This window comes from Brucella sp. GW823-FHT04E01, assembly GCF_058796175.1.
On the sequence record NZ_JBXAIK010000003.1, the window covers coordinates 1 to 18,332 of the forward strand.

The window sequence follows — 18,332 nt, forward strand, 5'->3', positions numbered from 1 at the left end:
CAATCGTGAACCTCGATCGCTCCGCGCTGGCTGATCTCAACATATTCGTGACAATCGTACGCCGCAAAAGCATGAAAATGGCTGCAATCGAGCTCGGCGTAACAACCTCCGCTATCAGTCATCGTATGAAAAATCGAGTGTGTCCGGAAGCCTGGCTCCCAATGCCCACTAAGTGAGGGACTTATTCATATTGATACCCGTCACATGAAATCCCGTTGCATCATAAACATGTCTGGCACGTGCGTTGTCAGCGGACTGTTTTATGCTGGCGATATGTCCGGTGCAGATCGCTGAGCCTGTCTTGGTGCTCGGATTTATGCCGCTCAGCCCACTCGAATACCGGCCTATACGTGGAAGAAACTTTCAACCGCATCTTTATCGGGAACAAAATGGCTTCAGATTCATTTAGTTCGAGCGTTTGTCTGGGAATCACCGGATGATTTGCTGCGTCCAGGTTTCCGGTCGTCACAAATCGGAAGTTTGGGGGCATATCGGTTTTCAACGATTGGAGTTCATTATGGGGATTTTCGATAAGATCAAGAACGCCATTTGGGGCGAGGCACAAGCGGCAACTCCTGAGGCGGAAACGGCTGCACAGCCTGCTCCGACACCTACCGCTTCCTCTACTGCCGCCGCTCCGGCGCCATCTGCATCCGCACCCGCTGCCGCGGGCGCTGTCGACGTAGGCGCCATTCTGGACGCTGCCGTTGCCAAAAGCGGCCAGAAGCTCAACTGGAAGACTTCGATCGTCGATCTGATGAAGGCTCTTGGCCTCGACAGCAGTCTGGAGCACCGCAAGCAACTTGCCAAGGAGCTGGGCTATACCGGCGACACAGGCGATTCCGCGACCATGAATGTCTGGCTGCACAAGCAGGTTATCCAGAAACTCAAGGATAATGGCGGTAAAGTTCCCGCCGGATTGTAATCAGGAGGGTTCCCGATGGGAAGCGCAGGAATTGGCTGGATTGCGGCGATCATCATAGGCGGCCTGGCCGGCTGGATTGCCTCCAATTTCATGAACAGCAATACCGGGATATTCATGAATGTCATTCTCGGTATCATCGGCGCAGCCGTAGCGAGTTTTATTTTCGGATTTCTCGGTGTTTCGTTCGGCGGCTGGCTGGGCTATCTGATCGCGGGCTTTATCGGTGCCTGCATATTGATATGGCTGGGCCGATTGGTAAGTTAGCAAAAAGGCGCCTTACGGCGCCTTTTTCTTTTGGTGCGTTATTTTCTTGCCCTATGCTGGGCGAGAAAAATACGGTCGTCGCGATTGGAACAAATGACTGCGAAGATGACCGCCAGAGCTGCGCCCAGAAACGTATCGAGGATACGTTCGGAAATTATACCATTGTGGGACACTCCGGGCATTGCCAGATAGGTCATCAAAAGCGCCATCGGAGTTACCAGAATCTGCCCCAGCGCATAATTGCTGCCAATAATGACTTCGGTGGCGAATTGCAGTCCGGCCAGGATTGCAATGACGCACCAGAGACTGGGGCCTTGCGCAAGCACCAGCCATGTAATCAAGGCGCCCAGAAGCGTACCTGCCATGCGTTGCAAGGCTCGGTTCATGCTGATGTGCAGATGCGCGCCCTGCATCACGGCGACAGTGCCCATGGCTGCCCAGGCTGGGTGGATGGCGCCGAGAGCATAAGCGGTCAGCGCGGCAATTGCGGCGCCAAGCGAAATCCGACCGGCGGCAATAAGCCGGTGAACTGTCGGACGTGACGGCTCGGATGGAAATGGCTTTTCCGGCGATGCCTGATGACGAAACTTCTCGGTCAGGGCACAGATCAGGCAAGCGAGAGCCGAGACGATTGCTGTCGCGGCGGTACGCTCAAACACAACGTGCAGCGACGCGACCGGCGTCATGGAGGCGCCGGCTGCGAAGATGAATATGAGCGCGCCGGGTGGTCCGAATTTGCCGGTAACGGTTATGAAAGAGAATATGCCCGCAGAAAGTGCCAGCAGCAAAAGCTGGCCGGGCAAGGGCAGGCCAACCCATGTGGCGAGCGACATGAAAAACACCGCGAGTGTCTGGCAGATCGCGCACAGGAGGACGATCCATTCGCGTTTTGCCTCCGGAGCAAACCGGCCGAACAATGCGACGAGCGAGCCAAGCGAGGCAAAGCCGATTAGATGCGACCACGAGGACAGGCTGACCAACGGAAGCGCGATGGCAACCGTGGCGGCAGCCTGTAGCCCGGCAAGCGACGAGTTTCGGAGCGATGGCTGGCCAGCAAGGGCGATGCTTTCGCGAAACTGCTGAGGCTTCAGAAGGTTATAGGCGGCGTGGCGGCGTCCTGAAAGAGATCCGTCCGCTTTCATTATTCTCGGTCCTGCTCGCGATCGGATTGCATCAGCGTCAGTCGGTGCTCAATGCTGTCAAAGCTGCGAAGCATGATTGCAATGTCATTGTCTGACAGATCGGCGAGCATTTCTTGCTCGCCCTTTGCCAGCTCCTGACGAATTTCGGCAACCCGCTTTTCCCCTTGCGCCGTCAGATGAACCAGCCTTGCACGACTATCCCTTTCATCGACGCGGCGCTCCGCCAGACCTTGCCGACATAGAATGTCGAGGAGGCGTACGAGACTGGACCCATCTATGCCGACCAGGGCAGCCAGTTCCTTCTGCGTCAGGCCACCGCCGGTCTGGTGAAGGTGGACAAGGGGAACCCAGGTCGCATCAGTCAGCCCGGCTTGGGCAAGGCGGATGTCGAGCGCACGTCGCCAGCGCCGTGCCAGCAGTGAAAAGCGAATACCGAATTGAGAGCGGGGAGCGTCTGAAATCATGAGGTCATTAAGATGCAATATAGTTTGAATTGCAAATCAAATTATATTGCGGAATGCGAATGACAGTTGCCGGAACGGGATTAGCCGCTCCGGCTTATGGCCTGTCCCTATTGCGGCAAGCGAGCGATGACTTTGATTTCAAAGTCGAAACCGGCGAGCCAGTTGACGCCTATAGCAGTCCAATTGGGGAAAGGTGGGGCGCTGAAAATTCGGTCCTTGACCTGCAGGACGGCCTCGAACTGGTTTTCAGGATCGGTATGAAAAGAGGTTATATCAACAATGTCATCGAAAGTGGCGCCGGCTGCCTTCAGTGTCGCTTCAAGATTATCGAAAGCGAGTTGAACCTGCTTTGCGAAGTCGGGTTCGGGCGTGCCGTCGCTGCGGCTTCCAACCTGACCGGAGACAAACAGCAGGTCGCCCGAGCGGATAGCGGCGGAATAACGATGCTTGTCATAAAGGGCACTGCGGTCGGCGGGGAAAATTGTTTCTCTTCTGGTCATTTTCGTTTTCCTTTTTGATGCTGAGGCGTGCGTTATCGGAAGATTTTTGTATTTGCGGCTTCACAAACAACCGGGATATTTGATATACGTCACGTATACTAAATAGTCATATACGATCCGTATGTCAATTAATATACGGTTCGTATACCAAAAAGGTGTGACGATGGCCATGAACCTGCGCATCAAGGCGATGGAAGAAAACCGGGTGAAGCTGATAGCGGCAGCCCGGAAGGCTTTTGCGGAAAAGGGTTATGCCGCCGCCTCTATGGATGAACTGACTGCGGAAGTCGGCCTGACACGTGGTGCGCTCTACCATAATTTTGGAGACAAGCGCGGGCTGCTAGCGGCTGTGGTCAGCCAGATGGATGGCGAAATGGCCGAACGTGCTCAAGAGATTGCTGCGCGGGCAGATAATCTGTGGGAGGGGCTTTTGGCGGAAGGGGTTGCCTATATCGAGGCGGCACTCGATCCTGATGTCCAGCGCATCGTGCTGCTTGATGGACCGGCGTTTCTCGGCGATCCGTCACAATGGCCGAGCCAGAACAGTTGTCTGCAGGCGTCCCGGCAAAAAATTGCTCTTTTGATAGAGCAAGGCGTGCTGAAACCGGTTGACCCGGAAGCCGCCGCACGGTTGCTCAACGGGGCAGCATTGAATGCAGCACTCTGGATTGCCGCCAGTGAAGATCCGAAAGGGGTTCTTTCGAAGGCGATTGATGCCTTTCGAGCGCTTGCAACCGGCCTGCTTGCAAAACCGGTTTAGATATCAGGTAGTCTGGATCGCAATCCGGTTGCCTTCGCTGTCCCTGATCTCCGCGACAAAGCCGTTTCCAACCGGCGTTTTCGGGAACAGCATTTCGCTGCCCTCTTGCACGGCCTTGGTGATGACGGTGTCCACATCGTCGACATTGAAATAGATAATCGCGCCATGCACGGTTGGAATATAGACGTCGCCTTCGGCAAGCGCGGCACTCGCGCCATCCTTGCCTTCTTCAAAAGGGAAATAGGCCATTCTGTTTCCGTGTATCGTAACGACTTCACCAAAAGTCGCTCCGAACACTGCGGAGTAGAATCGCATAGCCCTTTCAAGATCAGCTACCGGTATTTCCACATGGGCGATCAGGTTCATTCTTGCTCCGTTCTATATAACCACATGGAATGTAAGCCATAATCAGTTCGGCTGCCACATCGCGGATGGAATTTGAATCCGGTTGACGGAGATGCGTTAATTGTTCAGTTTTTATTGACTCGGTATATTAGTGAAACATAACAAACGGATCCTGACACGGAGACCATATGGCGACTGAAGGACTTGGACAGACACTCGGGCCTGCGGTGGTTCTGCTTGCCGCCGGTGTCGTGGCGGTGCCGTTGTTTCGGAAACTGGGTCTCGGTTCTGTGCTGGGATATTTCGCTGCCGGTGCCCTGGTGGGGCCTTCGGTCTTCGGCTTCTTCACTGATCCCGCAACGATCCTGCATTTTTCCGAACTCGGCGTCGTCATGTTCCTGTTCGTCATCGGACTTGAAATGCGCCCTGGCAAGCTCTGGACGATGCGGCAGCAGATATTCGGTCTCGGTCTTGCACAGGTTCTGGGCTGTATCGCCCTTCTGACAGGGGCGGGGGTTCTTCTGGGCCTGTCTCCAATAACGGCCTTGATCGCGGGGGCTGGCTTCGTGCTGTCTTCCACAGCTGTCATCATGTCGATGCTGCAGGAGCGAGGCGAAATAGCCACGCCCGACGGCCAGAAGGCCGTTTCCATTCTCCTGCTCGAAGATTTGATGATCGTTCCGCTGCTGGCGCTCGTTGCTTTCCTTTCGCCTTCCCAGCATGAGTCCGGCGGAATCCTGGGCATTGCGACGGCCATTGGCGCCATTTTGCTGCTGATTGCTGTTGGGCGCTGGCTGCTGGATCCGTTCTTCTCCTTGCTGGCGCGTGCGAGGGCGCGCGAGGTTTTGACGGCTGGCGCACTGATCGTTGTGCTCGGGGCTGCCCTGCTGATGGAAGCGAGCGGCCTTTCCATGGCGATGGGCGCTTTCCTGGCCGGGGTCATGCTGTCCGGTTCCAGTTACCGGCACCAGATCGAAAGTGACATCGAGCCGTTCAAGGGGCTCCTGATGGGGCTGTTCTTTCTGGCTGTCGGCATGTCGCTTGATCTCGGCGTGGTTGCTTCGGACTGGCCCACGGTCCTCATCTTCCTCATTGCCTATGTGATTACCAAGGCAATCGGCATCTATGCCGTCGCCCGAATTTTCGGCTCCAGCCATCGTTCGGCGCTCGAACGGACGTTGCTCTTCGCGCAGGGCGGAGAATTCGCCTTCGTGCTCTACACGTCGGCATTCGGTAACGGGTTGCTTTCAGCACGCGACAATGCGCTGTTTTCGACTGTCATCATTCTATCGATGGCCGTGACACCGTTCGTGCTGCTTCTGGGTTCCCGACTTTTGCGCGAGGAAGCGCCTTCTCTCGAAGGCGTTGAAACCGCTCATAATCTCAAAGGTCGGGTGTTGATGATCGGTTTCGGGCGTTTTGGACAAATCGCGGCGCAATTGCTTCTTGCCCAGAGATCGGATGTTTCGATTATCGAAGCCGATCCCAACCGTATCCGTGAAGCCGGGCGGTTCGGTTTCAAGATATTTTATGGCGATGGATCACGTCTCGATATCCTGCATCATTCAGGTGCAGACGAAGCGGAAGTCATCATGATCTGCGTGGATGACCGAAAGACGGCCAATCGCATTGTGGAACTGGTCAAGTCTCATTTCCCGGCAGCAAAGATCATGGTGCGCTCCTACGACCGCACGCATTCCATCGAGTTGTTGAAGGCAGGTGTGGATTTTGAACTGCGCGAAACGTTCGAATCTGCACTGCTTTTCGGAAAGGAAGCGCTTTGCGAGCTTGGTCTGGATGAGAGTCTCGCAGAGGATACGCTACGCGATATTCGCATGCGCGATGCTGAACGGCTGACGGCACAGGTGCAGGGCGATATTTATTCGGGGGCCGATCGGCTGCTCACCGGCGTTCCTGTTCCTGAACCGCTGACGCCGCCCGGCAAGGTTACGAAGCTTGCCGGGGACGAAGGTTCAAACTGAACAATATGGATGGGGCGGGGAGCTAGTCCCGCAGCGCCATCTGAAGCTCGGCATGACGTCCCAGCCTCTCCATCAATTCGGTAAACTGAGGGGTGCGTTCAATCTGGCGTCCGTAATGTCTGCGCAATGCAGCGGTGAGTTCGCCTCTGCGTCCAAGCTGCTCGTCGGCAAAGCCGATCATCTGGGAGTTCGGCCATGCCTGCGGGCGAATGGCGACAAGGCGGGTGAAAAGGCTTTCTGCCGTCTCGTCCGGATTGGCCTGTGCCATAAGCGAAACCATTGCCGCCGTCGAGCGCGACACGCCCATATGGCAATGGACCAGCAGATGGCTCGGCGCTTGCGGGTTCGGTGCCGCCTGGAATTCCGAGCCGAACTGCAGGATCGCATTCACATGGTCGGGCGTTGGCATTGTGTGGTTGTCGGCTGCGTTGATGATGTCGTGAAAACGCAGCGTTACACGATGGTGTTGCTCGAAAGTTTGAAACGCATCCAGTTCCGGAAGGTCCGGATCAACCAGCGAAAGAACATGTGTGACTTTGCGCGTCCGCTGATCGGGCAGTTCCTGAATTCCACACACAGTCAGTTGCGGGGCGAAATGCACAGTCATGCCGGTCTCCTTGAATTTCAGTTATGTTGTTCAGTTTACATTGACGAATGGTGATACATCGGCGGGACGACATTTTCATGGCTGCTATCAGTCCCTTGGAAGCTGTCGTCTGGCCCATTCTCTTTCCGGAATTGCCCTGCCGATATTGTAGCTGAAAGAGCCAATCACCATTGTTTCCGCATCGACCTTGCATGTGAAGTCGATAGCATACCACTTGCGCTGGCTGCGAAAGGCGCCGTCGCTGACGGTCAGGCCGGTTGTCGAAACGAAGCCGCCTTCACGCGCAAGCATATCCGGAAAAGCACCGGCTTTATGGCGGCGCACCTGTTCAAGCGCTTCGATGCCGCAAATCTGGATGATCCGGTCCTTCGGCGCGAGCTTTCCCAGCGCCTGTTTCACACGAGGATCGGACATGGCGTCCTTCGAATAGATTTCACGCGCTCGCGTCAGTTTCTTGGCAGGCGTCGCCGGTTTGGGAGCATCGGCTTTTTGCTTCGGTGCAGTTTGAGTTTTTTCCGCGGCGGCCTGACCGGATTCAGATGGTTTCTCCGCTTGAAGAAGCTGTTCGGAAGGCTGGCCCTCCGTCACAGAAGGTTTTTCTTCCGCCTTGTCAGCATCCGTTGTGGCTGCAGTCTCGGAGGGTTCGTCCGGCTTCTGTATTTCTTCAGGCGCTGCGGGCGGCAGGTCCTGCTCTGGCGGTGACTTCACGTCTTGCTTCGCCGAGGCAGATTCGAATGCCTGTGGCTGCGGTGGAGGGGCGGCCTGTTCCGGCGTCTTTGGTGTTTGCTGCTGAGGCTTCTTTTCAGGGGGCGGTGGTTGAACCAGCTCCACATTGACGCTTTGTTCCGAAGCCGGCGAAGGGAGTGCCGGAAGGCGGACCAGAAACAGAGTTGCCAGCACCAGATGCAGGACCACTGAGGCTGGCAAGCCCCAACCGGCCTCTTGCAAAACTCTTCTGGTGAACTGCAACATGGATCCAACGATCAGGGACTCGAAAGCTTCAATCTAGAGCGCATCCTGAAAAGTGTGAAACGGTTTTCGGGTAAGATGCGCGTCAAAATAAACAGTCAGAGACCGACATTCGGCCGGTCGATCACCTCACGCAGCGCAAAACTGGAATTGATCTTCACGACATGCGGAAGGGCCGAGAGCCAGTCGCGATGGATGCGCTCGTAATCCTCAAGATCGCGGGCTGCAACGCGCAGAATATAATCATATTCCCCCGACATCAGATAACAGACAAGTACGTTGGGACAACGCTTCACCGCAGCCTCGAATTCGGCCAGCGTCTTGGCGAACTGTCCGGAGAGCGAGATATGGACAATTGCAATCATCCGGTATTCGAGCGCCTTCTGGGACAGGCGGGCATGATAACCGGCGATTACATCGCTTTTTTCCAGAATGTCGAGGCGACGCGAACAGGCTGAAGGCGACAATCCAACCTTCTCCGCAAGTTCTGCATTGGTGATGCGCGCATTGGCCTGCAATGTCCTGAGAATTGCAAGATCGATAGGATCAAGATTGCTCATTCGAAGAACCTTCGAAAAAGAGGATCATCTGCACAATAATTCACTAAAAAATCTGCGCAGGCAAATCTTCTTTGCAAGGACATTGCAAGCTGCAGATGTTCTCATTTTCGGATCGACAACGACCCACGGCAAGTGGGCAAAAAATGAGAGGAACGCTTATGCGTGTCGGCTGCCCGAAGGAAATCAAGAACCATGAATATCGTGTCGGACTGACCCCCGCCGCGGTTCGTGAATATGTGGCTCATGGCCACGAAGTCTGGATTGAAACAAAGGCAGGTGCCGGTATCGGTGCCGATGATGCCAGCTACATCGCCGCTGGTGCGAAAATTGCCGCTTCTGCAAAAGACATTTTTGAGAAGTGCGACATGATCGTGAAGGTCAAGGAGCCACAGCCCTCCGAATGGGCGCAGCTTCGCGAAGGCCAGCTTCTCTACACTTATCTCCATCTCGCCCCCGACCCGGAACAGACCAAGGGCCTGCTCGCCTCCGGCGTGACGGCAATTGCCTATGAAACCGTAACGGATGATCGCGGTGGATTGCCGCTGCTCGCCCCGATGTCGGAAGTGGCGGGCCGTCTGTCGATACAGGCCGGTGCGACGGCGCTCCAGAAAGCCAATGGCGGCCTCGGTATTCTGCTGGGTGGCGTGCCCGGCGTGCTACCGGCAAAAGTCACGATCATCGGCGGTGGCGTCGTCGGGCTTCATGCGGCCAGAATGGCAGTGGGACTTGGCGCCGACGTGTCCATTCTGGATCGCTCGCTGCCGCGTCTGCGCCAGCTCGACGATATATTTAGCGGTCGCGTTCATACCCGCTATTCCAGCATTCAGGCGCTTGAAGATGAAGTCTTCTCTGCCGATCTCGTCATCGGCGCCGTGCTGATCCCCGGTGCCGCAGCGCCGAAACTCGTCACCCATGAAATGCTCTCGGGCATGAAGAAGGGGGCAGTTATCGTCGATGTGGCTATCGATCAGGGCGGCTGTTTCGAGACATCCCATGCAACGACACATTCCGATCCCACTTACGAAGTGGACGGGATCGTCCATTACTGCGTGGCCAATATGCCGGGTGCTGTTCCGGTGACCTCGGCGCACGCCCTCAACAATGCCACCCTTCATTACGGTCTGGCGCTTGCCGATCGTGGCCTGAGGGCAATTGCCGAGGACAAGCACCTGCGCAATGGCTTGAACGTTCACAAGGGGCGCATCACCAACAAACCTGTTGCTGAGGCGCTCGGTTACGAAGCTTTCGCGCCCGAAAGCGTTCTGAACATGGCGTGAGGCTTTATAGGAACAGCGATGAAAAGGGACTGCGATGGCGCTTTGTGCCATCGCAGTAACAAGTAGTCCACTAATATTCCGGTGCGTCGGTCTTGCGTGGAACGGGAAAAAGCTGGATTAGGCTTTGATCTATATCCTGGCAGGAAAATCCCGTGCAGTTTAAATTTTCGCGATCGGCATTGTGTTTCACGCTGATGCTTCTGGCGCTACTTGCTCTGCTCGCGACAATGGGGGCAGGATTGGGCTGGATCAGAAGCTTCATCGGGGATGTGATCGCCGTCATCTTTGTCTATGCGGTGCTCAGAACTTTTATTGACGGAAACCGCCTGCTGCTGGCCTTGATCGCGTTTCTGACCGGCGTGGCGGTGGAATATGGTCAGTATCTTGCAAAGCAGTTCGATATCGTGATCGGAAACCCGGCCCTGCGTATTATTCTCGGAGCGACGCCGGATTGGCTGGACGTTCTGGCCTATGCGATCGGTGGCGGAATTGTCGTCGTGTATCTGCTGACGCGACGTCAGGTTAAGGCGTCAAACTAATTTATAGAAATTGTTGCACGACCTTGTTTTGAACAAGATGTGCACCTATATGGCTGTCATAGGCATTGCTTAAGAGCGCTGGAACGCGTCTGTCGCTCGCAATAGCCTTCATCGCTTGATGCTTTTGACCACGGATGTACTGGCACTGGTAGGAAAGCGATGATCAGGAAGGTCGGTGCGTTTTCGCCCCGGCCTTTTTTGTTGTCTGCAGTTTCACGAGAATGAAGCATAACGGCCTGCTGAAATCCTCAAGCAGGCCGTTTGGCTAGAAATTAAGCAGCCAGTGCTTCGTCTTCCGAGGTCGGGACTTCAGAAATCGTCTTCAGAACCTGCGAAGCGATCTGGTATGGGCAGCCCTGCGAGTTCGGGCGGCGATCTTCCAGATAACCGCGATATCCATCTCTGACGAATGCGTGTGGAACGCGGATCGAAGCGCCACGGTCGGCAACGCCATAGGAGAACTTGTTCCATGGGGCGGTTTCATGCTTGCCGGTCAGGCGCATGTGGTTGTCCGGGCCGTAAACGTCGATATGGTCCTGCAGGTTCTTGTCGAACTGAGCCATGAGCGCTTCGAAATAGTCCTTGCCGCCCACTTCACGCATATACTTGGTCGAGAAGTTGCAGTGCATGCCCGAGCCGTTCCAATCGGTATCGCCGAGCGGCTTGCAATGGAATTCGATATCGATTTCGTACTGTTCGCAGAGGCGAAGCAGGAGATAACGGGCCATCCAGATCTGGTCGGCGGCGTTCTTGGAGCCCTTGCCGAAAATCTGGAATTCCCACTGGCCCTTGGCCACTTCAGCATTGATGCCTTCGTGATTGATACCGGCATCAAGGCAGAGATCGAGATGTTCCTCAACGATCTTGCGGGCGATGGAGCCGACATTCTTGTAGCCGACGCCCGTGTAATATGGACCCTGCGGGGCAGGGAAGCCCTGTTCCGGGAAGCCGAGCGGACGGCCATCCTTGTAGAAGAAGTATTCCTGCTCGAAACCGAACCATGCATCATCGTCTTCAAGGACGGTTGCGCGGCTGTTGGATGGATGCGGCGTGATGCCATCCGGCATCATGACTTCACACATCACCAGAACGCCGTTCTTGCGCGCGGGATCGGGATAGATCGCGACCGGCTTCAAGACGCAATCGGAGCTGCGGCCTTCGGCCTGCATCGTCGATGAGCCGTCGAAGCCCCAGAGCGGCAGTTGTTCAAGTGTCGGAAAAGCGTCGAATTCCTTGATCTGCGTCTTGCCGCGCAGTCCGGCAGCAGGGGTGCATCCATCGAGCCAAATGTATTCGAGCTTGTACTTGGTCATCGCTAGTCTCTCTGTCATCCTCGGTTGATCGATCACCACAAGTCATGCGGTGTCGCGCGGCTCGGTGTTCGATTTAATAGAAGCAAGGACCGTGCCAGTTTCAAATTTGACGCATTTCCACGGTGGCACAGGCGCAAGCGATAAAGCGGGCAAGATTTGCACAACGGAAAGCGGAGAATGTCTGCTCAAAAAACAGGCAACAGATTAGAATTTCATCACACCTGAAATACCGGGTGCGTCATCCCAATCTTGTCACCTGTCACTCAAGCCCAGAAACCCCTGAAATTCAAAGGCATAAAGCAAAATCGAACAGGCGGACAGAATAAGTCGCTGGACGCTCCGACCACCATTCTTCACCTTACCTTCAAACAAAAGGGGAGTGACTGATGGCACGTTCGATCAACAGAAAATCGGCTTTTCTGGCAAGTTTAGCGTTGAGTGTTTCGGCAATGACTGTTTTCGCAGCCAATGCTGCTGAAATCACGGTGATGGGTTATCGCGGCGCATTCCAGGACAATTATGTCAAGGCCGTCATCGAGCCGTTCCAGAAGGAACATCCCGACATCAAGGTCACCTATTATGGTGTGCAGAATGCAGCGACATCGCTCGGCAACATGCGCGCCCAGAAGTCCTCTCCCCAGACGGATGCGGTCATCTATGACCTTTCGGTCGCCAAGATCGCCGATGAGGAAGGGCTGGTCGAGAAGCTCGATCCGGCATCGCTCAAAAATTATGCGGATGTCGCCGACCTCGGCAAGGAACTCGCAGGCGCTGCAATTCCGATCACATATGACACGCTTTCGCTTCTTTATAACAACGATGCATTTGCGCAAGGTGCACCGGATAGCTGGGAAGCGCTCTGGGACAAGCAGCAAAGCGGCAAGGTTATCATCCCGGCACAGGGCGGCGGCGATATTCAAGCCATCCTGCTTACGATCATCGCGAACCGTCTCGCTGGTGAAGACGACTATACGAAGACTGTGAAGCCGGGCGTCGACAAGCTGGTGGAGCTGGCGCCTGCCGTGCAGACGTGGGAACCGAAGCCCGATGCCTATACGCTGGTTGCAAACGGCACTGCGACCTTGTCCATCGGCTATAATGCCCGCGCCCAGTTCTACTTCGACCAGACCGGCGGAAAGCTTCAGTCGGTCGGCCCGAAGGAAGGCACGGCTGCGCAGGTGAATGTCATCAGTGCGATTGCCAACGGCAAAAATATGGATGCAACCAAGACATTCATCGACTATGCGATAAGCCCCGAGACGCAGGCCCGGTTCGCCGAGATCATGTTCTATGCGCCATCGAACACGAAAGCGGACGTGAACGACGAAACGAAGAAGCGCATTCCGTACATGGATGCGGCCCAACGCGAAAAGCTCATTCCGGTCAACTGGATGACCATTGGTGATATGCGCGACAAGCTGCTCAATCCCTGGCGCCGCCAGATCATTCCGGCTGGTCGTTAAAACTCTACCTCACCCTGAAATTCACGCTTCCGCCCCGTTTCTCCGGGGCGGCAACGACCCCTCACAGGTTTCGATATGGTAGCAGAAAGCTCATTTCTACAGTTGAAGGCCCTCACCAAGCTTTACGGTAACAACTACCGGGCAGTGGACGATCTTCATCTCGATCTGCCGCGCGGAAAACTGCTTGGCCTCCTCGGTCCATCCGGTTGCGGCAAGACGACGACTTTGCGCATGATTGCAGGTCTCGCTTCGATCTCGGACGGCAACATCCTGATTGATGGCAACGATATTTCGCACAGGCCGCCCCATCAGCGCGATATCGGTCTGGTTTTCCAGAACTACGCCCTGTTCCCACACATGACCGTGGCCGAAAATGTCGCTTTCGGTCTCGATATGCGTAAGGTCGGTAAGGCCGAAGCAAAGAAGCGCGTTGAGGAAGCACTCGAAATGGTGCGGCTTCCCGGCTACGGTTCGCGCAAGCCCAAGGAGATGTCCGGTGGTCAGCAGCAGCGCGTGGCGCTGGCGCGCGCGCTGGTCATCCGTCCGCGCATTCTTCTGCTGGATGAGCCCCTGTCCAATCTGGATGCGAAGCTGCGCGACGACATGCGGATCGAAATCCGCGAGATTCAGAAGCGCCTCGACATCACGACGGTTTTCGTCACACATGATCAGGTCGAAGCACTGACAATGTGCGACGTCGTCGGCGTGATGGATAGCGGCAAGCTGGCACAGCTCGGTTCGCCGGAAGAAATCTATGAGAAGCCATCCTCCCTGTTTGTGGCCAAATTTGTCGGACGCGCCAATGTCCACAATTGCGAGATCGTTGACGAAAATGTCTGCCGTCTGGGCAGCGGCACCTATCGCTGCAACACGCATGGAAAGTCACGCGGGTCAGGGCAGATCGCCATTCGTCCGCATCGCATCAATCTCACGCCCAACCGCGATCGCAATCTTGTCAGTGTCGTAACCAATAGCGCCCACGGCGTGGTCGAGCGCACGACCTATATCGGTGACATCGTTCAATATGACATCGAGATTGAGGGCGCCTGCCTGAAAGTAGAAGTGCCAACCGCCAGTGCAGGACATGCATTCCATACCGGCGACCGACTGTTATGCGAATGGAAACCGGAAGACATGCTGGTTTTCGGGAGCTGATGTCATGACAGCGATCACATCGACCGACATCATCCCGGCAAAGTCATCAAGGCGCAGACGCTACAGCCTCGTCGCCGTTGCGCTTCTTCTGCCGATGGCCTTGATCAATCTCATTGCCTTCATTGCACCGGTTGCCCATCTGGCGCAGATATCCTTCCTGCAGAGCGAGAGCGGCGGTGTCCTGACAGACCGCTATACGTTTGAGAATTATATCAATTTCTTCACCGACAGTTTCAATTGGGGTCTGGTGTTCAACTCGCTCTGGCTGAGCGCGTTCATCACGTTGGCAACGCTTATCTGTGCCTATCCGATCGCGCTTTTCCTGCACCGTGTTTCGCCGGTCTGGCGCAACTTCCTTTTCGTGGTGACGGTCTCGCCGCTGCTCGTCAGCAGCGTGGTGCGCACCTATGGCTGGATGGTGCTTCTCGGCGATCAGGGACTTGTCAATGGAGCCTTGATGAACCTCGGCATCATTTCCTCCCCCATCAGGCTCGTCAACAATACGCTCGGCGTATTCATCGGGATGGTGGAAATCCTGATCCCCTATATGGCGCTGTCGCTGATTGCCGGTTTCGGGCGCCTGAATGCCTCGCTTGAGGAGGCTGCGGCATCCCTCGGCGCCAATGCCTTCACGCGGTTTCGCCGGATCATCCTGCCACTCACCTTGCCGGGCATCGCACTTGGCTGCCTGCTTTGCTTCGTGCTGGCAATCAGCTCCTTCATCACACCGAAATTGCTTGGTGGCGGGCGCGTATTCCTGCTGGCGACGGAAATCTACGATCAGGCTGTGATCCAGCTTGAATGGCCGCGAGCCGCCGCAACCTCCGTCATTGTCCTGATCATCTTCGGTCTCGCCTTGATGGTCTATTCCCGCATCGCACGTCGCATCGACTGATTGGCAAAGGAGAAACGAGATGATTGGTTCAACTTCATTGCCATTCCGCCTACTGGTCGGCCTGCTCTATTTGTTCCTGCTGGCCCCAATTCTGGTCGTCGTGCCGCTATCGTTCAGCAACGACAACTATCTCACTTTTCCGCCGCAGAGCTGGGGTGTGCGGTGGTATGCGGAAATGCTGCATCATGAAACGCTCATTCAGGCGTTCTGGATCAGCCTCGGCATTGCATCGGTCGTCACCGTCCTGTCGCTTCTGGCAGGTATCCCGGCGGCCTATGCCATCCGCCGTTATCAGTTCCGTGGACGCGAAGCGGTGCTGAACCTCTTTACCGCGCCGCTGCTTCTGCCTTCCATCGTGCTTGGCCTTGCCATTCTGCTGGTCTTTGTGCGGCTGGAACTGCTCGGCACGTTCACCGGTCTGGTGATCGCCCATCTGATCGTGACGACCCCTTACGTCATCCGCATCATGATAACGGCGTTCTCGACACTGCCGCCATCGGTTGAAGAGGCGGCCACGATGCTGGGTGCGTCACCGTTCACCGTGTTTCGTCGCATCACCCTGCCGTTGATGATGCCGGGTCTGGTGGCAAGTGCCGCACTGTCCTTTCTTCTGTCCTTCGATGAGGTGGTGATCTCGCTCTTCATCACCGGACCGCGCATGACGACGCTGCCGGTGGAAATCTTCAACTATGTCGAAAGCCGCACCGACCCGATGACCGCTTCCATCTCGGTCGTGCTGATCGCGGCCACGCTGCTCATCATCTTCGTCATCGAACGCACACTCGGATTGTCACGCACAATCGGCAAATAACCTCCCAACTGAAAGTGACTGCAAGCATGGAAAATATCGCCCTCTGGATGTCGCAACCGCATTTCAGCTATCTCGAAATTGCCCGGACCTGCGGCTTCTCATCCTTCGTTCTGGAACTCGAACACGGAACCTTCGACCTGTCGACGCTGGACCAGTTTCTGGCTTTCACCAAGGCGCAAGGTCTCTCCACCCTGACGAAGGTGCTGGCACCGACGCCAGAAGCCATTCAGCAGGCGCTGGACTTCGGATCGGATGGCGTCATCGTTCCGCATATTCTCGGCGTGGAACATGCGCATCAGGTTACGAAGGCTGCAAAATATCCGCTGGTCGGCACGCGCTCTTATACGGGTGGCCGCATTTTCGGCTATGCCCGCCCGGCGACCGATGCCTTCGAAAAAGAGAACAAGCGCACCAAATGCTTCGCCATGGTCGAGACGGCGGAAAGTCTAGCCGACGTCGAGAAGATTATCGCGCTCGATACGGTCGACGGCCTGTTTCCGGGCCCTTCGGATCTGGCGCTTGCGCGCGGTCGGGGAGCATACGCTTTCAATGATGACGACAAGGCCGATCTGCGCCGCTGTGCGGCGGCTGCACGCGCTGCCGGGAAGCCATGGATCATGCCCGCCTGGACTGAAGCCGAACGGCGCTTCGCACAGGAAGAGGGCGCCGCGATGCTGGTCGTCGCTACCCAGAACATGACGCTTCGCCAGGGCATGGTTTCGACTGTGAACATGCTGAAAAACGAAGCCCTGGTTGCCTGACTGAACTGAATACCCACTCATTCGCTGGAGGAAGAAATGAAGATTAGCCTGATCCAAACGAGCCCGCAGACCGACAAGGCAGAAAACCTGCGTATTACGCGGGGATTGATGGAAGATGCCGTGCGCACGGATTCTCCGGACCTGATCGTGCTGCCCGAGTATTTCGAATATTACGGTGGTACTCCGGAAGAAAAACTTGCGGCAGCCGAGAGCGTTCCCGGTGGCCCTGCCTACAAGATGGCGCAGGACTTTGCTCGCGAGCACAAGGTCTTCGTCCATGCCGGAACCTTGATGGAAAAGGTTCCAAACGAAAAGCGCATCTACAATTCCACCTTCGTCTTTAATCGCGAAGGCAAGGAGATCGCGCATTATCGCAAGATCCATATGTTCGACATCGTCGGGCCGGACGGGACGGCCTATAAGGAATCCGCAACCGTCAAGCCGGGCGAGAATGTTGTCGTCTATGACCTTGACGGGTTCAAGGTCGGCTGCGCGATCTGCTACGACATCCGCTTTGCCGAACTTTATCTGGAGCTGGAAAAGGCCGGTGCCGATGTCATCGTGCTTCCCGCCGCATTCACGCTGCAAACCGGCAAGGACCACTGGGAGGTGCTGGCGCGTGCCCGTGCCATCGAAACCCAGACCTATTTTGCCGCCTGCGGCCAGACCGGCAGCACGGTTTCGAATGGCGAACGGCGTCATACCTATGGTCACTCGCTCGTCTGCGATCCGTGGGGCCACGTTGTGGCGCGCGCGTCAGACGGTGTCGGCTTCGTGACGGCGCGCATCGAGCGCGCGCAGATCGAACGTGTGCGTTCACTCATCCCCATGGTCAGCCATCGCCGTATCGGCAAGCAGTTGCAAGCCTGCGCATAGGAGGCCCCATATGTATACGATCAATCCCATGCCGGAGCAGGTTGCTGCCGGTGACCTCCAGCTTCTGTCGGGGGTCGAGACAGCCACTGTCGGACACTGGCGCTTCTTCGGTTTCATGCACCGTTCCATCCAGCCGCTCCTCCCGAAGCGCCGTGTGGTCGGTACCGCCGTCACCATCGCCATACCGGGTCCGGATTCCACCCTGCTTCACCACGTAACCGGAATGCTTCGCCCCGGCGATATTCTGGTGGTGGACCGGATGGGCGACGACCGCTATGCGTGCTGGGGCGGCGGTGTGACCATCGCTGCGAAGGCCTCGGGTGCGGTTGCTGGCATCGTGGATGGCCCGTGCACGGACCTGACGGAAATCGAGGATTCCGATTTTCCGATGTGGGCGAGGGGTATCTCGCCCATCACCACGCGGCTCTATGATCTGGGCGGTGGCATCAACATTCCGGTCTCTTGCGGCGGTGTGGTTGTCAATCCCGGTGATGCCATTCTGGCCGATGAGAGCGGGGTTCTGGTCCTGCCGCGGGACGAAGTGAACGCGGTTGCCTCGCGCGCGCTCGATATACAGGACAAGGGAAAGGTGCGTGAGGCTTCGGTGAAAACCGGTCTCAAGCTCGGTGACGTGTCTGGCGCCACCAAGAAAATTCTCGCCCACGCGGGAAGCTGATCCGATACGGGCCGGTTTCGGCCGGCCCTGATCATTTGTGGGATGGAA

The 18,332-nt window shown here is 56.3% G+C and carries 22 protein-coding genes; 14 read left to right on the forward strand and 8 right to left on the reverse strand.

What is annotated here, in order from left to right; genetic code table 11:
* Positions 1–5: 5 nt before the first annotated feature.
* From AC1RHM_RS10320 to AC1RHM_RS10330, 3 genes are all read left to right on the forward strand, one after another.
* Positions 6–176 carry a helix-turn-helix domain-containing protein gene (locus tag AC1RHM_RS10320; RefSeq protein WP_012093484.1) on the forward strand — a complete coding sequence of 57 codons (171 nt, stop codon included), beginning with the start codon at positions 6–8 and terminating at the stop codon, positions 174–176.
* A 341-nt stretch (positions 177–517) separates the two neighbouring features.
* Entirely contained in the window at positions 518–925 is a 408-nt protein-coding gene (locus tag AC1RHM_RS10325) for a DUF3597 domain-containing protein (RefSeq protein WP_010659354.1), read from the forward strand.
* Between the two features lie 15 nt (positions 926–940).
* The gene (locus AC1RHM_RS10330; protein WP_010659353.1) at positions 941–1,189 is read left to right on the forward strand and encodes a GlsB/YeaQ/YmgE family stress response membrane protein; all 249 of its coding nucleotides are present in this window, start codon (positions 941–943) and stop codon (positions 1,187–1,189) included.
* A gap of 38 nt (positions 1,190–1,227) precedes the next feature.
* Here the strand turns inward: AC1RHM_RS10330 and AC1RHM_RS10335 are convergent, their stop codons facing one another.
* The 3 genes from AC1RHM_RS10335 to AC1RHM_RS10345 all read right to left on the reverse strand — a co-directional run bounded on the left by AC1RHM_RS10335 (position 1,228) and on the right by AC1RHM_RS10345 (position 3,295).
* On the reverse strand, positions 1,228–2,331 hold the full coding sequence (locus AC1RHM_RS10335; RefSeq protein WP_029929963.1) for an FUSC family protein: 1,104 nt from the start codon (positions 2,329–2,331) through the stop codon (positions 1,228–1,230).
* Positions 2,331–2,795 carry a MarR family winged helix-turn-helix transcriptional regulator gene (locus AC1RHM_RS10340; protein WP_029929966.1) on the reverse strand — a complete coding sequence of 155 codons (465 nt, stop codon included), beginning with the start codon at positions 2,793–2,795 and terminating at the stop codon, positions 2,331–2,333. Before AC1RHM_RS10340 ends, AC1RHM_RS10335 begins: the two co-directional genes overlap by 1 nt.
* A 107-nt stretch (positions 2,796–2,902) precedes the next feature.
* Complete coding sequence (locus tag AC1RHM_RS10345) at positions 2,903–3,295, reverse strand: RidA family protein (protein WP_029929969.1); 393 nt, start codon at positions 3,293–3,295, stop codon at positions 2,903–2,905.
* A 163-nt stretch (positions 3,296–3,458) separates the two neighbouring features.
* Between AC1RHM_RS10345 and AC1RHM_RS10350 the strand changes: the two genes are divergently transcribed.
* Positions 3,459–4,055, forward strand: a complete 597-nt coding sequence (locus AC1RHM_RS10350) for a TetR/AcrR family transcriptional regulator (RefSeq protein ID WP_029929971.1) — start codon at positions 3,459–3,461, stop codon at positions 4,053–4,055.
* Positions 4,056–4,058: 3 nt separating this feature from the next.
* Here AC1RHM_RS10350 and AC1RHM_RS10355 read toward each other — a convergent pair whose 3' ends face one another.
* Positions 4,059–4,421 carry a VOC family protein gene (locus AC1RHM_RS10355; protein ID WP_151577176.1) on the reverse strand — a complete coding sequence of 121 codons (363 nt, stop codon included), beginning with the start codon at positions 4,419–4,421 and terminating at the stop codon, positions 4,059–4,061.
* Positions 4,422–4,588: 167 nt separating this feature from the next.
* Between AC1RHM_RS10355 and AC1RHM_RS10360 the strand changes: the two genes are divergently transcribed.
* Positions 4,589–6,382 carry a monovalent cation:proton antiporter-2 (CPA2) family protein gene (locus AC1RHM_RS10360; RefSeq protein ID WP_010659347.1) on the forward strand — a complete coding sequence of 598 codons (1,794 nt, stop codon included), beginning with the start codon at positions 4,589–4,591 and terminating at the stop codon, positions 6,380–6,382.
* A gap of 22 nt (positions 6,383–6,404) precedes the next feature.
* On the opposite strand, the gene AC1RHM_RS10365 is transcribed toward AC1RHM_RS10360, so the two are convergent.
* The 3 genes from AC1RHM_RS10365 to AC1RHM_RS10375 form a co-directional block, all read right to left on the reverse strand.
* Complete coding sequence (locus AC1RHM_RS10365; protein WP_010659346.1) at positions 6,405–6,989, reverse strand: tyrosine phosphatase family protein; 585 nt, start codon at positions 6,987–6,989, stop codon at positions 6,405–6,407.
* Positions 6,990–7,076: 87 nt separating this feature from the next.
* Positions 7,077–7,961 carry a DUF930 domain-containing protein gene (locus AC1RHM_RS10370; RefSeq protein ID WP_151577177.1) on the reverse strand — a complete coding sequence of 295 codons (885 nt, stop codon included), beginning with the start codon at positions 7,959–7,961 and terminating at the stop codon, positions 7,077–7,079.
* Between the two features lie 95 nt (positions 7,962–8,056).
* Positions 8,057–8,518 carry an Lrp/AsnC family transcriptional regulator gene (locus tag AC1RHM_RS10375; protein WP_010659344.1) on the reverse strand — a complete coding sequence of 154 codons (462 nt, stop codon included), beginning with the start codon at positions 8,516–8,518 and terminating at the stop codon, positions 8,057–8,059.
* A gap of 158 nt (positions 8,519–8,676) precedes the next feature.
* Here AC1RHM_RS10375 and ald point away from each other — a divergent pair, with 158 nt between their 5' ends.
* Positions 8,677–9,795, forward strand: coding sequence for an alanine dehydrogenase (gene ald, locus AC1RHM_RS10380; RefSeq protein WP_492332565.1), 1,119 nt, complete (start codon positions 8,677–8,679; stop codon positions 9,793–9,795).
* A 152-nt stretch (positions 9,796–9,947) separates the two neighbouring features.
* Positions 9,948–10,334, forward strand: a complete 387-nt coding sequence (locus tag AC1RHM_RS10385; RefSeq protein WP_151577178.1) for a ribosomal maturation YjgA family protein — start codon at positions 9,948–9,950, stop codon at positions 10,332–10,334.
* A 272-nt stretch (positions 10,335–10,606) separates the two neighbouring features.
* On the opposite strand, the gene AC1RHM_RS10390 is transcribed toward AC1RHM_RS10385, so the two are convergent.
* Positions 10,607–11,647 (reverse strand): glutamine synthetase beta-grasp domain-containing protein, encoded by a 1,041-nt coding sequence (locus AC1RHM_RS10390; protein ID WP_010659341.1) that lies wholly within the window; start codon positions 11,645–11,647, stop codon positions 10,607–10,609.
* Between the two features lie 386 nt (positions 11,648–12,033).
* Here AC1RHM_RS10390 and AC1RHM_RS10395 point away from each other — a divergent pair, with 386 nt between their 5' ends.
* The 7 genes from AC1RHM_RS10395 to AC1RHM_RS10425 all read left to right on the forward strand — a co-directional run bounded on the left by AC1RHM_RS10395 (position 12,034) and on the right by AC1RHM_RS10425 (position 18,284).
* Positions 12,034–13,110, forward strand: a complete 1,077-nt coding sequence (locus tag AC1RHM_RS10395; RefSeq protein ID WP_036589259.1) for an extracellular solute-binding protein — start codon at positions 12,034–12,036, stop codon at positions 13,108–13,110.
* Positions 13,111–13,185: 75 nt separating this feature from the next.
* A complete protein-coding gene (locus tag AC1RHM_RS10400) occupies positions 13,186–14,265 on the forward strand; it encodes an ABC transporter ATP-binding protein (protein ID WP_012093472.1) in 1,080 nt (359 codons plus the stop codon).
* A gap of 4 nt (positions 14,266–14,269) precedes the next feature.
* A complete protein-coding gene (locus AC1RHM_RS10405; protein WP_010659338.1) occupies positions 14,270–15,160 on the forward strand; it encodes an ABC transporter permease in 891 nt (296 codons plus the stop codon).
* A gap of 19 nt (positions 15,161–15,179) precedes the next feature.
* Complete coding sequence (locus AC1RHM_RS10410; RefSeq protein ID WP_006470062.1) at positions 15,180–15,971, forward strand: ABC transporter permease; 792 nt, start codon at positions 15,180–15,182, stop codon at positions 15,969–15,971.
* 26 nt (positions 15,972–15,997) lie between these two features.
* Positions 15,998–16,732, forward strand: a complete 735-nt coding sequence (locus tag AC1RHM_RS10415) for an aldolase/citrate lyase family protein (protein ID WP_010659337.1) — start codon at positions 15,998–16,000, stop codon at positions 16,730–16,732.
* Between the two features lie 36 nt (positions 16,733–16,768).
* Positions 16,769–17,608: a carbon-nitrogen hydrolase family protein gene (locus AC1RHM_RS10420; protein ID WP_029929986.1), complete on the forward strand. Its 840-nt coding sequence runs from the start codon at positions 16,769–16,771 to the stop codon at positions 17,606–17,608.
* A gap of 10 nt (positions 17,609–17,618) precedes the next feature.
* On the forward strand, positions 17,619–18,284 hold the full coding sequence (locus AC1RHM_RS10425; RefSeq protein ID WP_010659335.1) for an RraA family protein: 666 nt from the start codon (positions 17,619–17,621) through the stop codon (positions 18,282–18,284).
* The last annotated feature ends 48 nt before the right edge of the window (positions 18,285–18,332 follow it).

Bases quoted from the DNA above. Each gene is read 5' to 3' on its own strand.
- AC1RHM_RS10400 (WP_012093472.1), top strand. From the start codon at position 13,186: ATGGTAGCAGAAAGCTCATTTCTACAGTTGAAGGCCCTCACCAAGCTT.
- AC1RHM_RS10420 (WP_029929986.1), top strand. From the start codon at position 16,769: ATGAAGATTAGCCTGATCCAAACGAGCCCGCAGACCGACAAGGCAGAA.
- AC1RHM_RS10425 (WP_010659335.1), top strand. From the start codon at position 17,619: ATGTATACGATCAATCCCATGCCGGAGCAGGTTGCTGCCGGTGACCTC.
- AC1RHM_RS10325 (WP_010659354.1), top strand. From the start codon at position 518: ATGGGGATTTTCGATAAGATCAAGAACGCCATTTGGGGCGAGGCACAA.
- AC1RHM_RS10375 (WP_010659344.1), bottom strand. From the start codon at position 8,518: ATGAGCAATCTTGATCCTATCGATCTTGCAATTCTCAGGACATTGCAG.
- AC1RHM_RS10410 (WP_006470062.1), top strand. From the start codon at position 15,180: ATGATTGGTTCAACTTCATTGCCATTCCGCCTACTGGTCGGCCTGCTC.
- AC1RHM_RS10360 (WP_010659347.1), top strand. From the start codon at position 4,589: ATGGCGACTGAAGGACTTGGACAGACACTCGGGCCTGCGGTGGTTCTG.
- AC1RHM_RS10370 (WP_151577177.1), bottom strand. From the start codon at position 7,961: ATGTTGCAGTTCACCAGAAGAGTTTTGCAAGAGGCCGGTTGGGGCTTG.
- AC1RHM_RS10415 (WP_010659337.1), top strand. From the start codon at position 15,998: ATGGAAAATATCGCCCTCTGGATGTCGCAACCGCATTTCAGCTATCTC.
- AC1RHM_RS10330 (WP_010659353.1), top strand. From the start codon at position 941: ATGGGAAGCGCAGGAATTGGCTGGATTGCGGCGATCATCATAGGCGGC.
- ald (WP_492332565.1), top strand. From the start codon at position 8,677: ATGCGTGTCGGCTGCCCGAAGGAAATCAAGAACCATGAATATCGTGTC.
- AC1RHM_RS10355 (WP_151577176.1), bottom strand. From the start codon at position 4,421: ATGAACCTGATCGCCCATGTGGAAATACCGGTAGCTGATCTTGAAAGG.
- AC1RHM_RS10390 (WP_010659341.1), bottom strand. From the start codon at position 11,647: ATGACCAAGTACAAGCTCGAATACATTTGGCTCGATGGATGCACCCCT.
- AC1RHM_RS10395 (WP_036589259.1), top strand. From the start codon at position 12,034: ATGGCACGTTCGATCAACAGAAAATCGGCTTTTCTGGCAAGTTTAGCG.
- AC1RHM_RS10340 (WP_029929966.1), bottom strand. From the start codon at position 2,795: ATGATTTCAGACGCTCCCCGCTCTCAATTCGGTATTCGCTTTTCACTG.
- AC1RHM_RS10335 (WP_029929963.1), bottom strand. From the start codon at position 2,331: ATGAAAGCGGACGGATCTCTTTCAGGACGCCGCCACGCCGCCTATAAC.
- AC1RHM_RS10365 (WP_010659346.1), bottom strand. From the start codon at position 6,989: ATGACTGTGCATTTCGCCCCGCAACTGACTGTGTGTGGAATTCAGGAA.
- AC1RHM_RS10345 (WP_029929969.1), bottom strand. From the start codon at position 3,295: ATGACCAGAAGAGAAACAATTTTCCCCGCCGACCGCAGTGCCCTTTAT.
- AC1RHM_RS10405 (WP_010659338.1), top strand. From the start codon at position 14,270: ATGACAGCGATCACATCGACCGACATCATCCCGGCAAAGTCATCAAGG.
- AC1RHM_RS10350 (WP_029929971.1), top strand. From the start codon at position 3,459: ATGGCCATGAACCTGCGCATCAAGGCGATGGAAGAAAACCGGGTGAAG.